Here is a 12,938-nt window from a genome sequence, read left to right as displayed (position 1 = left end):
TTCCGGGGACTGCCACACTGGTGGGCATGACGACCTCCACTCCGCCGCTGAGGGAAGCCGCCCGCGCCGTCCTCCTCGACGCCGACGATCGCGTCCTGCTGCTCGGCTACGACGAGAATGGCGGCTTCTGGGCGACACCCGGCGGCTCGCTGGAGGAGGGGGAGGACTACAGCGAAGCGATGCTCCGCGAAGTGGGAGAAGAGCTCGGCGTCGACGAGAAGGCAGTCGAGCTCGGACCCCAGCTCGCGGAGCGGAGCAAGAACCACTTGGTCGGCGGCCACGAAGTCCGCCAGGTCGAGAAGTACTTCCTCATCCGGGTCTCCGCGGACGACGTTGACCCGACCCGCGCCACACAGCCCGACAACATCCGCGAGCACCGCTGGTGGACCATCGCCGAATTGCGGGCCACGGATGAGACGGTCTACCCCGTAGGCCTTGCTGATCTGGTTGTCGCCGTCGCCGAAGGGCGCGTCCCGAAGCGGCCCATCGTCCTGTCCTGAGAACTCACCTGCCCCGACGGCGTACGTCGTGAAGGATCATGCCTACTGCGTCAGCTCGTACGGAGCGATGTCGCGCCGTTCGGCGTGCCAGCCTGCTCCGGGCCGACGCTGCGGACGATGATGCCGAGATAGGGGTGTACGTACCGGGTGCTCGCCGGCCACCCTTCCGCAGGATGGGCGAACCGCTCGCCCATCGCGATCGTGAGGCTCATGTCGAAGTCAGGGTCCACGCAGACACCTCTACGCTGCGGCAGGGCCGCCTGCAGCGCGACGCGCAGACATGTCTGCGGGAACCGCTCGTACGGAGAAGCGGCGGCGCTCACTTGCAGGCGGCCAGGTTCACTGCCGTTCCCTTGATCAGGTCGCGGACCAGCAGCAGGGCTTGGTCGCACATCTCCAGTACGTACTGCTGGGTGCGGAGATTCCTCGGCGGCTTCGTGGTGCTTTCACTCACGTTCTCCATGTCCAGCCGATGCGCGACATCGTTCCTGGCGGTGAAGAAGTCGTCGAGGGCCGTGTAACGCGCTTTCGGGATCTGCCGGTTGGTGATCCCCAACGATCCGGCGGCGCGGCCTTGGAGATCGTTGCTGCCCTGGAAGCTCGCCTTCGTCTTGCTCGCGATGTAGAGGTCGACCAACGCAGTACCTGGGTCCTGCTCCTTGAGGGCGGTCAGGAACTCCTTGTCCACGTTCGCAGCTCTGGTTTGGTTCTCGATGAAGGCCTCGTACTTGTCCCGGGGGGTGCCCGGCTGGGTGATCAGTACGGGCACTGCGTGATGGATCAGGGCCTGGACGGCAGAGTCGAGTCCGGCAGACGTGAAGACGATGGCGGCTCGCAGCAGATCCTGCGCATCGGAGTGCAGGCGCCCGCGTGTGCTCTTGTTGTTCTGCGCCGCTCGGGTCTTCCGGACCAGGTGGAGGGTGTCGAACAGGCCGGTGACGCTCTCGTGGGTGCTCTTCAGCCTCCACCAGGCAGGCACGACTTCCCCGGCGTTGTACGGCCGACGGCCCAGTTTGGTGAGTTCGAGTCTGGTGAGATTTCCGGGCTCTTCAGGTGCCTCCGCAACCGCCTTGGCGACCTCGGCCGTGACCGTGAGGCTGGGAGAGGGCAGGTGTGCCTGGGCCGTGCCCACGGCTGTGCCGGCCTCTGCCACCACGTCGTCAGATTCGCGGTCCATGAGGCCTCTTCTCCATCGGTACCGAGCAATCACCACGCACATGATCGTCTGCTCACCACCGCCCTGTCACCAGCTCGGCCCGCAGGCGAACCCGAGGGCACAGTCGTATGGCTACCGGGCCCCGTCGGTGGGCGGGTCGACGGCGAACTCGTAGGCCACTTCCCAGCTGCGGTCAGGGACGACGATGTCGGCGGTTTCCACGGCGCGGCCGTCGCTGGCGAAGTACGTCCGCTCGATCGCCAGGACCAGGTCGCCGGCGCTGAGACCGAGCAAGTCGGCCTGCTCGGGGGTAGCGCGGGCGGGCCGCGGGATCTCCAGCCAGGTTTCGATGTCGACGCCGATGGAGCGCATCCGCTCGACCACGCCCTTGCCGGCGAGGGGGCCCATCTCGGGAAGCAGGATGGGTGTGTCGCCGGTGATGGCCATGGGCTCCCAACTGACGGAGAGCTGGGCGGGCTTGCCGTCGGCGAGGAACTCGTACGCCGTGCGCACGGTCGGGTCGCCGGGCTCGATGCCAAGGCGCCGGGCGATGCGCTCCGGGGCGGGCGTGCGAGCCTCGGAGGCTGACTCCCAGGTTCCGTTGCTGCCGACCTCGTACATGTCGGCGCGGAAGGGGCTGCCGCCGCGGCGTTCGCGGTGCCGGGAGCGGATCATCCGGCGCCGCTCGCGCGGCGGGGCCACGTAGGTTCCTGACCCCGCGCGGCCCTCGAGGAGCCCTTCGACAATGAGGCGCTCCATGGCCTTCTGCAGCACGTTGGGGCCCACGCCGTAGTGCTGGGCGAGCTGTGCGCGGGAGGGAAGCCTCGCGCCCACCTCCCACTCGCCCTGCGCGAGTCGACGCCGCAGGTCGCTTGCGACCACCTGGTGCGGCGGCGGCTCGGCGTTGCCCATGCGCGGACTCCGTACTGGTCGGCGGCTGTTCTCGGTGCCGGTTCACGGCTCTCGATTGACAAGTTAATGCATCAGGTTCAAGCTAATGCATCAGATATACGTTACGTGATCACGCGTGTACAGGGGAGATCCGTGAGCTCGCCGACGACCAGGGCCACCGCGATCGCCTCCATGCTCAGCACCGCGCTCGGCGTACCCCTGGACGACGACGATCCGGACGCCGTCCGCACCGAAGCCAACGACACCGGTCTGCGCGTCTCGGCGCCGGTGCCAGCCGCGCTCAGCGAAGCGGTCCGCCTCGACGTGCTCGCCTTCCTGATGCGCACCGCCGACCGCTTCGGGCACAGCGTCCAGCACAGCGGCACCTCCGTCATCTGGGCCGAAATCGAGACGGCCGCCACCGGAGGCGTAACCCCGTGACCTACCCCGCGCACCGCACGCACCGCGACCGGCCGCCGTCGGCTGCACCGCGCCGAACGATCACCGCGAAGGCTCTGGAGCTGACGGCATGACGCATCCGACACCGACCGCTTCCGGCCCGCCCCGGACGACCACGGAGGGCGCCCCGGCCGGCGCCGAAGTCGTGCTCTACACGACCAGCGTCAACTCCCGGATCGCCACCCAGACGCTCGCGGCCCTGCGTGACTTCGCCGAACAGCAGGGATGGACCGTCGCGCATGAGGCATACGACCTGGCCCCGCTGCACATCCCGGCCCGACTGCGCACAGGCTGGCGCACCGTCCAACGGCTTCTGGCCACCGGCGAGACCGCCGGCCTGGTCGCACCGGCCGAGCACGAGGTGGCCAACACCCCGGCAGAGCAGAGAGCACTGCGCGAGTGGCTGCTGAGCCTGCCCGCATTCGCCGCCTACCCCCACGCCGCGCACCACATAGCGCGTTCGTCCGCCGAGCAGGCTTCCGGCGCCCCGGAGTCCGTCCTCACCGCGCCTGTCGACCGGGAATGGTCCCACTCCTACGCCATGGCCCCGGTGAGCCTGCGCCGGCTCCGGGACGATGCGCGCATGCGCCTGACCCTGCTGGGGTGGCCCGGCGACATCGTCACGGCGATCGAGGTTCTGTCCCGGCTCGCAGACAACGCGGTCGTCCATGCGCAGCCGACCGACCCCGGGCGTGCGCAGATGACGGTGCGTCTGGCCGTCGACAGCAACGACGTGCTCCTCGTCGACGTGCAGGACCCCAGCGCCCACTTCCCCGACAGCAAGGCCGCGATCGCGGGGGAGAGAGGCAGCGGTCTGAAGTACGTACGCCTCCTGCACGCGCACGTCACCTGGTTTCTCGCCCAGGACGGCCGTACGAAGACGGTCCGGGCCGTCGTCCCGCCCGGTGAGGTGTCCCTGTGATTCGGCCGCCGCGGGACGGGCGCCAGTGGTGCTCCCAACTCCTGACCGCCGTGGTGGTGGCCGCGTTCCTCGTCCCCCTCGTCCTCAGGCACGGAGGGTGACACCCATGTCCGAGGCATCCGGCCAGTCGGCCCACGAATCGCTGCCCACCCGTGAGAAGCAGGCCGCGTTGAATGCCTCCGGGCATCCGGACTGCCGAGGGGGAGCTCACGAGCCGCCAGGCGGCGATCGTCCGGTGCATCACGGAGGCGGTCCGCCGACAGGGCTACCCGCCATCGATGCGGGAGATCGGCCAGGCCGTGCATCTCGCCAGCACGTCCTCGGTCGCTCACCAGCTGATGGCCCTCGAGCGCAAGGGCGTGCTCTACCGAGACCCGCACCGTCCCCGCGCCTACCGGGTACGGCCCTCGCGGGCCCCCGACCTCGACGGCAGGAGCGAGGCACCCGTCGACGTGCCGCTCGTCGGCCGGATCTCCGCCGGTGCACCCCTGCTCGCCGAGGAGATGATCGAGGACGTCTACACCCTGCCCCGCCAGTTCTGTGTCAACTCCGTGCGTGTTGCCGGAGAGCGTTAGAAACCGTTCGAACGCCCTTGGCTGGCCACATGCATCGTTTCGGATGAGCCGTGGGACCGTCTCGAACCGCTGCTGACGCAGCGTGAGCGCAGGTTCCGGTATCCGGTCCGCAAGGCATTGCGCGACCGCGAAGTGCTGTGCGGCATCTTGTACGTTCTACATACCGGGACCCAGTGGGAATGCCTGGCGCATCCCCACACCGGATCGAACGCTCAACTTTCGCCCTGGCACGGCCATCAGAGCACATCCATCTCATTGTGTTAGCTATTGTTCAAGCGGTACGCGGTCACTCCGGAGGCGTATACCGGCGCCCGCTCGGCAATCTCCTGCCGTGAGACAGCATCCGCAAGCGTGTCACGAGAACCGGCCTCGACAACCGTGCTGCGGGTACTACTTACTCCATCACCGAAGCGGCGCCTAGGAGTAGAGCGGACATTGGGCGATGCTTGTTGCCTTAGATGCTTCGCTCAGGAAGGAGCTCTCGATGGAAAATAGAAACGCTCTGGTAATCGGCGTGCGTCATTTTTCGGCGCGGGTGCCCGAGGGGCAAGAGCCATCTTCAGAGGCGCGAGCATGGAGGGAGTTGCCCTTCGTATCTGAGCTTCTACTCCAGGTTGAAGATCGATTGCGACTTTGTGGGTACACAGTGGAAGAGTGCGCCGACCCAGATGCAGGTGAGCTGCAGGAGGCAGTTGATTCTGCCATTTCCCGCAAGTTTCGCATTGTTCATGTCATGTCGCATGGAGACATTGACCCTCAAAATCCGGGGCGACTCGATGTAGTCCCATCATGTACCAACGTCGGTATTGGGACTAACGTCTCTGAATGGGTATCAACGGCACAGAAGAAGAAATGGTATACGCTATTCACGATCGACCTCTGCCGGTCTGGTCGAACTGCAAGGCTTCCATTCCTAGTGCAACAGGCAGATTCGGATACCTACAGCTGGGTAATTGCGGCGTCTGGACGTGACCAGGATGCCTACGACGGCAGATTCACGCAGGCCTTGGTTGCCGTCTTGGAGAAACTTCAGAGTGACGGTCTAGGAACGCACCCTACGCTCCCGTTTGTCGCGTTCTCCAATGTCGCCAAACATATCGGGCGTCGACTGAACGAGATGGGTGGTATGCCCCAGGACGTGCAAGCCAATCTATTGGATCCCAGCATGGAGGAGCCTGAGCTCCCTTTCTTCCCAAACCCTAAGCACGACGACAATCCTGGTCTGCGCGAGTTGCAGCAGGTTGATCCCTCGGTACGCGCCTTCCTTTACGACCTTGAGGGCATTGAAGAAGCTGACGCCCATCACTTTCTCGACCGCGTTGGAACGAATTTTGTGGGCCGACGTAGCGTACTTCATAAACTGGCACCGTGGCTCGATGATGCAACTAGCGGGGGACTATGTGTGGTCACGGGTAGCCCAGGTGTAGGAAAGTCCGCTGTCCTGGGCGCATTGGTGTGCTCTGCCCATCCCGAGTTGGCTGAGGCGAGACCCAACGTGCGGGAGCACCTTCTGGCCCAGGATCCCGAAAGCTTCCCTTCAGTTAACGAGGTCCTGGCGGCAGTCCACGCGCGCCAGCGTACGATCGACGAAATTATGACGGGAATCGCTAAACAGCTGAAACTCACGGCCCCAGCAGCTGTCTGGGAAATCGACACTCTCATTGCCGCCGTCGCAGCCTCTGCGGAACGCGGTGAGGAGTCCCCTGCAATTGTTATCGATGCCCTGGACGAGGCTGTCGCCCCGGAAGTAACCGCCAATGACCTGCTAAAACCACTCGCCCTGGCACGCAAGCGCGACGGGGGACATGCATGCCGACTTTTCGTCGGAATGCGTCCCTGGGGACAGTTCGCCTCGCTACGAAGCTTGGCCGTTGAAAACCAGCGCCTCATCGACTTGGACCGAGTTCCCCTAGCGGAGCAACGCGCCGACTTGCGAGCATATCTGCTTCGGTTGCTTGCGGCGACCGATGGGTACAGCGCAGCGAAGCAGCGCGGAGTACGGGAAGCGCTCGCCAATAGCGCGGCCGCGCGGCTCACTGAAGTGGCAGGTCAGGAGTGGGGCGCCTTCTTGGTTGCGGGAATTTTTTACCGCTATCTCAGTACTCGAACCGCTCCAGCCAATGTCAAAGCAGCCGCAGCTCTGGGGGCCGCCGTCCCCCGGACGTTGCCCAAGGTGTTGGAACTGGATCTTGCAGCTCGTCCGTCCGCCCTAACAGAAATTAGACCGCTGCTTGCCGCGTTCGCCCACGCAAAAGGCGAGGGCATGCCGCTTGAGCTCGGATTCAAGCTGGCCGAAAAGTTCCACTCTGGGCCGATCGAGATGTCGCGATCCCCCCTAATTGGAGAGGCGATGTTCTACCTGCGTAGCAGCGTCGACCGGGACGGCACTGGTTTGTATAGGCTCTTTCATCAAGGTCTGGCCGACTATCTCCGCCAGTATCCAAAGACTCCCCCAAACGCCGATTCTGACGAGGCGAGTAGGTCATGATGATCCCTGCTGCAAACGAGGTATTTCAACTGCTTCTGGAGGAAATCACTGGTCCAACCGGCAGGCCTCGCTGGGACACGGCGCCCGAGTACACCCTCCGCCATGCCATCCAGCACGCTCTCGACGCAGGTCGCGTCGACGAACTACTCACCGACCCTCATTTCCTTACCTGCGCTGTGCCCGAACCGCTCATCCCTGTGTTGGCCCATGCCCGTTCCGAGCAAGCCCAACTTTTCGTAGCCGTGTTCCGCGCTTCCCTGGGACTGCACCGGAGACTCCCCCCTCACGCGCGCAGGTCCCTCCTGGCCGTCGATGCAGCTCGATTTGGCTCTGTGGAGTTGGTCCGCGCTCTCTCCGAAGACCACCGGCCTGACAACTGGCAGGTGCGGTGGGCAACCGGCTCACAGGTGACCAGCAACCTACTGATGGAAACACCTTCCGCAGAGGGTGAAATCCATGGAGCGGCCTGCACCACAGGGGCCGATGGCAAACTTTTCGTGCTGACGTTTGGGGGACCAACTACCCAGCTCTGGATTTTAACCACGGAAACCGCCTCTGAGGCAGAATTTGACTTTGAAGGCCCGGAGGTTTCAGCCGCTGCTTTGGCGTACACCGGTGCGCAGGTTTTTTGTGTTACAGGCCACTGGGACGGAAGCGTTCGTCTGTGGGACCTTCTCGACATTGGAGGCCGAACAGTCGCTTCCTTGCGATGGGAGGACGATGCTCACTCGAGCAATGTGTCAGCGGTAGCGTGCATGACTTTCGGAGACCAACCAAAGGCAATCAGTGCTGGCGGCGCCGGCGACAACACCCTCCGCATCCGGGACCTCCGCAACCAATCATCGAGTCAAGTCATCGCCACGGGTCACACAGGAGGCATTTCCGCACTGGTCTGTACGATGCTGAACGATCGGCCAGCGGCCATCACTGCCGGCGACGACACTGTCCGCATCTGGGACATCGGTAACCCAGTATCAGGAAACATCCTTCATACTGGCCCCGGCGAGGTGACGGCTCTAGAAGCCTCTGCAGAAGGGCAGCTCTTCACTGGCCACTGGGACGGTGAGGTGCAGCTGTGGCACCTGTCATCGGCAAGAGGAAGTATGAGTGAGTGGTCAAGTATCCGAGACTCGTATGAAATCGCTAATGCCAAGGTGACTTCCCTCAATTGTGCCGAAGTCGGACGGCTTCCCGTTGTGATGGTCGCGCGCGAAAGTGGATCTGTGGATGTTCTCGACACAACAACAGGGCGCCGTGTCGGTGAGGTCATCGCCCGACACCCGGCGGGTATCACCGCTGTTGATCATTCCGAGATGGATGGACGTTCAGTGGCTGTCACCGTCGGCGGCATTGGAGACAACAGGGTGAGGATCTGGGACCTTGCTCTGGGCCACCAACAGGGCGAGCCTCAAATCGGTCACAGCTCCGACATCGTGGGTCTGATTGTTGCCCAAGGTCCGGAAGGTCAACCGGTAGTGATCAGCGCCAGCGGCGACGGAACGGTTCACATCACCCCGCTAGCTGGAGTCGCCGAAGGAAACACAGTCTGGCAACTTACGGGCAACCTCACCGAGGTTGCGTTCTGCTACCTGCATGGTAGCCCGATCATCGCCACGGTTAGTGATGGACGGCTGCGCCGCTGGGACGTGGAGAATACTTGCGAACTCGGCGGGCACACGCCCTTTGTTGGTGCAGCAGCAGTAGCGACTTCCAGCCACGACGACCGGTCAGTCGTGGTGACTAGCCAGTCAGGTCTACCGCTCACGATGTGGGATCTTTCCAGCGGTGAGAAGTTGCTTCAGGGGCCCCAAATTGGACGGCCTGATGCCGAGATTACCCCGCTAGCCTGCCTCGTCACCGCACACGGAACCCTGGCACTCGCTGGCTTGTTGGTCTGGAACATGTCTACTGGGGCGTCTTGGTCGTTGCAGACGGAAGAAGGAGAAAACTTCGGGCCAGTAACCGCTGCCGCTTGTGTCGATGCCGATGACGAGCCCCTGGCCGTGATTGGCTTCAATAATGGGATGACATCGGTATACGGGCTTTACAGTGGATCCGCCCACGCGACGTTGACCGGCCACACCAGAGCCGTAACTGCGATCACCTGCGCCACCCTCGATGGGCGCCCGGTTGCCATTACCGGCAGCATCGACCGCACTGTACGGATCTGGGACTTGCACGACGGACGGTGCATGGACGTGCTGTACATGCCGAAGCCTGTGAGCGCCCTAGCCACCGGGCCAGGCGACACCTTGACCGTAGGGTGCGGGTTCGAAGTCATCGTAATGGAACGCATTGGAGGCGTGTAGCAGTATGCGAGTATTGGGGGTGCATGGCGTGTGGAACTACCGCCCAGGCGAGGACCCGGTTCAGGCAGCAACGGCGCTGTCAAGCGTCTGGTCCACGGCGCTGGATAAGCGGCTGATGGGCTATGGGTTGGAAGTGGAAGTCGCCTATTATGCGGACTTGTTGCAGCGAGCCGGAGCGCAAGGTGCCGCCACCAGTTTGGATGATTTGGATGAGTACGAGCTTGAACTCGTGCGGGAGTGGATCAATGCTCTGGATCCGCCTGAAGCAATTGCCGCTGGGCCGGGGACGTGGCCGATCCGTCAGGCCGTGACATGGGTTGCGAGAACCCGACACCTGGGCAAGGCTGCAACCGAGCGGTTCGTCGCCCAATTCTTCTCTGAGGTCGCCTCGTATCTCCGAGAGGCAGTTAGTGAGACGCGCACCGCAGTCCGCGCAAGAGTGGTTGAGGCTCTAGAGCGGAATCGACCACAGATTCTCATCGCACACTCCTTGGGTTCTGTAGTCGCCTACGAGGCTTTGTGGGCTCGGCAGGACCTCGCTGTCGAACTGCTGCTCACCATTGGTTCGCCTCTGGCGATGCCCCATGCAGTTTTCCCCCGGCTTGAGCCAAGTGCTGGCCAAGGGGTGCCCGGGCGCCCGCCCGGTGCGCAGAGATGGGTCAACCTCGCCGACCCTGGCGACGTGATCGCGATCCCGCCCGGCGGCGTGTCTCGCTCGTTTTCAGGGGTCGATGTCGACAGGCACACTGTTATCGCCGCCTTCGACTTCCACCTCGCCAAGAACTACCTAGGCTCCCGGCAAGTGGCTGATGCTGTCAGGAATCATACGACGCAGCACTGACCCGGACCGTTCAGGTCATCTGGTGCGAGCGTTCGTAGCTGTGTTTCGGCGATGTCTGCCTCCACTCGGCGGATATTGACGTCTTCAAGTCCTTGGTCTTCCCCGAGAGACAGGGCTGGGCGCGGTCCTCGCGCTGTCGAGCCGTGTCCGAGATTGACGCGGCCGCCGCGCGTGGGTGGGCGGCGGCCGGTCAGCGTCGAGTCAGGGGCCGGATGACCGGGTGTGTGCTGGACTGCCGCAGCTGCTCGTTCTCCAACTCCAGGACCTGCACGACGCGGACGAACTGCTGGACCTGGAGAGCGAGGCGGTCGCGCTCTTCGCGCAGCGCCTGAGCCTTGGCCTTGAGCTCTTCATGCTTCGCGTGGAGGGCGTCGACGTTCTGCGGGCGACCGTGCTGGGCACGGACGAGTGCGTAGAAGAGGTCTTTCAGCCCGGTGTGCTTGTGGGTGAGCTTGTTGCGCTTCAGCCCGGCTTCCTCGGCGAGGGACTTGATGGTGAGCTGTCCGTCCGAGCGTAAGGGGACGCCGATCAGTAGCCGCACCATGGCGTCGGTGATGGCGAGGATCTCCGCAGCGTCGGCCGAGCTGCGCCCGCCCGCAGTGCCGGAGGCGGCCATGGCAGCGCCGACGACGGTGGCGATCTGCGCCGCCGGCTGCTCGGCGGCCGCGTCCGTGTCGGTGGGGGCGGTCATGGCTAGGTCTGCCGGGGGATGCGCCGGGTGGTCTGGTGCTGGCGGATGATCGCCTCCAGGGTCTCGATGCGCTGGCTGAGCCGCTTGGCCAGCGGCGCCGGGTGCAGCCCGTCGGTGATCTCAGCCCGCAATCGTTCGGCTTCCCGGTGGGCGCGGTCGATGTGGGTGTCGGTGCGGGAGATGTTGCCGCAGGCGGTGTGACACCGGTCGAAGCTCGGGGTGCCCAGCGGCTTGCCGTGGCCCCGGTCCGGGTCACACAACGCCTTGTACGGGTCGTGACTGCAGGTCAGCAGCGCGTCGGGGTCCTCATAGATCTGCAGGCGCGGGTTTTTGGTCAGGGCGCGGAGCTGGGCGCGGGTAGCAAAGCCGCCAGCGTAATGGGCGTCGAACTCGTGGGCGGCGGCCACGTACCGATCGGCGGCTGGGCCACTAATGCCTTCTCCGTCGGCGAGGCGATCGCTGGCCTCGGCCAGGGTGTCAGCCAGCGCTAACTGCCGCTCGAAGTCGAGCACCTTGAGCATGTCCTGTTTGGTCCGGCCGCCGTAGGCGGTGGCCAGGGTGCGGCCGACGTGCCCGTATTGCAGACCGAGTGCGATCCGGCCGCCCGGCTGACGGTAGATGAACCAGGCCACGGTGCGTCGAAATCGGCGCATGGTGACTGGCCCGGCGGGGTCCAGGGGGATCGTCTCGTGGTGGCGGCCCAGACGCGTGGCCGTCTGGTTGGCCCACGCGGTGAAGAGCTGGATGCGGTTGTTGGCCACTTGGGAGGTGACGGCGGCACCGCGGTGGCCTGCATCCCGGTCCCGGGGGTTCTCGGAAAGGCTGCGCGGCAGTAGAAGTTCGTCGTCGGTGAGTTCCTCCAGGACGTGCACGGCGCGGGCCACCAGCTCGGTTACGACCCAGGGATCGGGGCGCACTTCCCCGGCGGGGACGGTGTGGCCGTCCGGGCCGAGCACGTTCTTGAAATGCCGTCCTGTGAGGGTATGGCGGATGGTTCCGTCCGCGCGTTCCTCCTGCGTCGCGCAGCCGCGCCGCAGGTGGAGGACCTCGGCTGGACGCATACCTGACAGGTAGGCGGTGGTGATCATTGCGGCGGTCGCCAGGTGGACGGCCAGGCCGATCGCGTCCGCGTGGTCGATGGCCGCTGTCCACGGGCGGTCGCCGATCCGCGCAGTGACGGGCACATCCAGCGGGGCGCCGTCGCCGAAGTCCAGCCCGTGCAGCAGGTCAGGCTCGCGGTGCACCAGGTTGTCGATGGTGCCCACGGAGATTCCCAGGAGGCCGGCCACGTAGCGTCGAGCCAGCGGTGGACGACCGTAGCGCCGTTGGATGGCGGCCCGTTGCCGTCCCGCGAAGGTCGGGAAGGGCCGGCCGAAGGCATGTAGTTGCTGGACGTAGGCGCGTAGCTGGTCGTATCCCTCTGGCGTGGTGGCGGCCGCGGCGTTGGCGTCCAGCCCCCGCCACTCCCGGTAGGCAGCGAGGATGTCCGGCGCGAGGTCGGTGACCATCCGCAGCGCCCATACCAGCAGCGGCGACATCGTCGCCGGGTGGATAACCGCGGACTCGCACTCTCCAACATCGAGGTCCTCAGTGTCGAAGAAGTCGGTGATGGCGGCGCCTTCGTCTTCCCACGGCGGCATCACCAGCCGGTCACACGGGAGGAGGAAAGGAGCGTAGGCCCAGGCCCGGGTCAGTTCGTACAGTTCGCGTCGGTTCTGCCTCACGCCCCGGACCCGCCTGGTGACCAACTGGCCGTACTCCTCCAGCAAGGCCCTATCCACGTCCTCCAGCCGGTGCACCTGGCCCTCGTCGAGCCAGCGGGCGAAGTCGCGCCAGGCTCGCAGCATCTTGAGCACCGAGGACGCCGACAGCGTCGGGCGTGTGGAGGTAGCGCCTCGCTCCAGCAGCACCGCCGGGGCAGACAGGTTCAGCACGGCAAAGGCGACCCTCTTCAGCGACCCGCGCAGCTCCTCGGGCACGTCCCACCAGGAGAACGTGAGGCTGGATGCAGTGTCCAGGTGATCAAGGTAGGACAGTTGCCAGATGTTGTCCCGCAGCCGCGGCAACGAGCTGACCGGCGTACCGGGCCGCACCCGGTGCAGAGGG

At 64.9% G+C, this 12,938-nt stretch carries 12 protein-coding genes and 1 pseudogene; 8 read left to right on the top strand and 5 right to left on the bottom strand.

The window, feature by feature from the left end; genetic code table 11:
* Positions 1 to 26 precede the first annotated feature (26 nt).
* Complete coding sequence (locus tag ACZ7L0_RS27290) at positions 27 to 500, top strand: NUDIX hydrolase (RefSeq protein ID WP_471245206.1); 474 nt, start codon at positions 27 to 29, stop codon at positions 498 to 500.
* A 50-nt stretch (positions 501 to 550) separates the two neighbouring features.
* On the opposite strand, the gene ACZ7L0_RS27285 is transcribed toward ACZ7L0_RS27290, so the two are convergent.
* From ACZ7L0_RS27285 to ACZ7L0_RS27275, 3 genes are all read right to left on the bottom strand, one after another.
* Complete coding sequence (locus ACZ7L0_RS27285) at positions 551 to 730, bottom strand: hypothetical protein (protein ID WP_471245205.1); 180 nt, start codon at positions 728 to 730, stop codon at positions 551 to 553.
* An 89-nt stretch (positions 731 to 819) separates the two neighbouring features.
* Complete coding sequence (locus ACZ7L0_RS27280; protein ID WP_471245204.1) at positions 820 to 1,677, bottom strand: hypothetical protein; 858 nt, start codon at positions 1,675 to 1,677, stop codon at positions 820 to 822.
* A 111-nt stretch (positions 1,678 to 1,788) separates the two neighbouring features.
* On the bottom strand, positions 1,789 to 2,568 hold the full coding sequence (locus ACZ7L0_RS27275; RefSeq protein WP_471245203.1) for a GntR family transcriptional regulator: 780 nt from the start codon (positions 2,566 to 2,568) through the stop codon (positions 1,789 to 1,791).
* 132 nt (positions 2,569 to 2,700) lie between these two features.
* On the opposite strand from ACZ7L0_RS27275, the gene ACZ7L0_RS27270 reads away from it, so the two are divergent.
* From ACZ7L0_RS27270 to ACZ7L0_RS27240, 7 genes and pseudogenes are all read left to right on the top strand, one after another.
* Entirely contained in the window at positions 2,701 to 2,988 is a 288-nt protein-coding gene (locus ACZ7L0_RS27270; RefSeq protein ID WP_471245202.1) for a hypothetical protein, read from the top strand.
* An 88-nt stretch (positions 2,989 to 3,076) separates the two neighbouring features.
* Positions 3,077 to 3,928, top strand: a complete 852-nt coding sequence (locus ACZ7L0_RS27265) for an ATP-binding protein (RefSeq protein ID WP_471245201.1) — start codon at positions 3,077 to 3,079, stop codon at positions 3,926 to 3,928.
* A gap of 173 nt (positions 3,929 to 4,101) precedes the next feature.
* Positions 4,102 to 4,464: pseudogene (locus ACZ7L0_RS27260) on the top strand (LexA family protein); the annotation flags it as partial.
* Positions 4,465 to 4,524: 60 nt separating this feature from the next.
* A complete protein-coding gene (locus ACZ7L0_RS27255) occupies positions 4,525 to 4,767 on the top strand; it encodes a transposase (RefSeq protein WP_471245334.1) in 243 nt (80 codons plus the stop codon).
* A 220-nt stretch (positions 4,768 to 4,987) separates the two neighbouring features.
* Positions 4,988 to 6,991: an AAA family ATPase gene (locus ACZ7L0_RS27250; protein ID WP_471245200.1), complete on the top strand. Its 2,004-nt coding sequence runs from the start codon at positions 4,988 to 4,990 to the stop codon at positions 6,989 to 6,991.
* A gap of 407 nt (positions 6,992 to 7,398) precedes the next feature.
* The gene (locus tag ACZ7L0_RS27245; protein ID WP_471245199.1) at positions 7,399 to 9,300 is read left to right on the top strand and encodes a WD40 repeat domain-containing protein; all 1,902 of its coding nucleotides are present in this window, start codon (positions 7,399 to 7,401) and stop codon (positions 9,298 to 9,300) included.
* A gap of 28 nt (positions 9,301 to 9,328) precedes the next feature.
* Positions 9,329 to 10,141, top strand: coding sequence for a hypothetical protein (locus ACZ7L0_RS27240; RefSeq protein ID WP_471245198.1), 813 nt, complete (start codon positions 9,329 to 9,331; stop codon positions 10,139 to 10,141).
* A 190-nt stretch (positions 10,142 to 10,331) separates the two neighbouring features.
* On the opposite strand, the gene ACZ7L0_RS27235 is transcribed toward ACZ7L0_RS27240, so the two are convergent.
* Positions 10,332 to 10,832 (bottom strand): hypothetical protein, encoded by a 501-nt coding sequence (locus ACZ7L0_RS27235; RefSeq protein WP_471245197.1) that lies wholly within the window; start codon positions 10,830 to 10,832, stop codon positions 10,332 to 10,334.
* Positions 10,833 to 10,834: 2 nt separating this feature from the next.
* Positions 10,835 to 12,925, bottom strand: coding sequence for a hypothetical protein (locus ACZ7L0_RS27230; protein WP_471245196.1), 2,091 nt, complete (start codon positions 12,923 to 12,925; stop codon positions 10,835 to 10,837).
* Between the last annotated feature and the right edge of the window lie 13 nt (positions 12,926 to 12,938).

The organism is Streptomyces sp. NPDC039424 (assembly GCF_055639495.1).
This window is presented reverse-complemented; position numbering and strand designations above follow the sequence as displayed.

Bases quoted from the DNA above. Each gene is read 5' to 3' on its own strand.
- ACZ7L0_RS27290 (WP_471245206.1), top strand. From the start codon at position 27: ATGACGACCTCCACTCCGCCGCTGAGGGAAGCCGCCCGCGCCGTCCTC.
- ACZ7L0_RS27280 (WP_471245204.1), bottom strand. From the start codon at position 1,677: ATGGACCGCGAATCTGACGACGTGGTGGCAGAGGCCGGCACAGCCGTG.
- ACZ7L0_RS27275 (WP_471245203.1), bottom strand. From the start codon at position 2,568: ATGGGCAACGCCGAGCCGCCGCCGCACCAGGTGGTCGCAAGCGACCTG.
- ACZ7L0_RS27265 (WP_471245201.1), top strand. From the start codon at position 3,077: ATGACGCATCCGACACCGACCGCTTCCGGCCCGCCCCGGACGACCACG.
- ACZ7L0_RS27250 (WP_471245200.1), top strand. From the start codon at position 4,988: ATGGAAAATAGAAACGCTCTGGTAATCGGCGTGCGTCATTTTTCGGCG.
- ACZ7L0_RS27235 (WP_471245197.1), bottom strand. From the start codon at position 10,832: ATGACCGCCCCCACCGACACGGACGCGGCCGCCGAGCAGCCGGCGGCG.